General features: G+C 65.8%; 1 protein-coding gene. It reads left to right on the forward strand.

Going from position 1 to position 1,046, the window contains the following annotated elements; all coding sequences use genetic code 11:
• Positions 1 to 300: 300 nt before the first annotated feature.
• Positions 301 to 864 carry a chlorite dismutase family protein gene (locus ACXJL8_RS41850; RefSeq protein ID WP_456622019.1) on the forward strand — a complete coding sequence of 188 codons (564 nt, stop codon included), beginning with the start codon at positions 301 to 303 and terminating at the stop codon, positions 862 to 864.
• Positions 865 to 1,046 lie beyond the last annotated feature (182 nt).

Genomic DNA, 1,046 nt, shown 5'->3' on the forward strand with positions numbered 1-1,046 from the left:
GTGTGAGTCGGGCGAAGGATCAGGCATATAGGTGCGGCTTGGCTAAAAGTCAGGTTTGTCAGGCTTATCCGGCTTATTCGACCTATGCACAGGCAGCGTCGTCATCCCGAGGAGTCCGTCACCCTGATGCGCTCGCCTCTTCGGCGAGCCTCAAAGGGCGACGGCCCGGCTGCATCCGGGCCGATTCATCCTTCGAGGCTCACACTGCTTTGCAGTGTGAGCGCCTCAGGATGACGGAACAAAGGACCTGGAATGACGGGAAAAGCTTGAACCCGGCCCGGTTCCACGCTTCCATGGGCCATGTTCAGGACGTTTCGAGGCGGCCATAGCGGGGGTTGGCGCGTCACCTCGATTTCGCCCGTGACGGGCGAACCCCTGCCCTTCATGCCGGCGCTGTCGGTCACCGAYAGCGACGCGGTGTCGTTGCCGCAGGTGCCCTCGCGCAACGCCTGGCGGCTGATCGGCGTCCCCAGTTCGCTGCGCTACACCGAGCGTGCCGAGAAGCAGCAGCTCGTCGCCGTGCAGGCCGGGCTCGGCCGGATCGAGGCAACCAGCGCCGCACTGATCCCGATCCGCAAGTCGCAGGCCTGGTGGGAGCTGACGCAGGAAGAGCGGCGCAGGATCTTCGAGGACAAGTCGCACCACATCGCCAGCAGCCTGCGCTTCCTGCCCGCGATCGCACGCCAGCTCTATCACTGCCGCGACCTCGGCGGGCCCTTCGACTTCCTCACCTGGTTCGAGTTCGCCCCCACGCACGCCTCGCTGTTCGAGGAGCTGGTCGCGATGCTCAGGCGGACCGAGGAGTGGACTTATGTGGAGCGCGAGGTCGACGTCCGCGTGGTGAAGGAAGTGCTGTCGGCGTAGTCCACGATGACGGTGCGCTCCCTCGCCCCGTTCTTACGGGGCCGCGACGAGCTTCGCTCGCGCTGAGAGGGTCGGGGTGAGGGGYGTCTCTCCACACGCGCGACTGCCGCGAGACCTGTACCCCCCTCACCCGGATCGCAAGAGCGATCCGACCTCTCCCCGCAAGCGGGGAGAGGTGAAGA

The sequence above is a fragment of the Bradyrhizobium sp. P5_C11_2 genome (assembly GCF_054049755.1).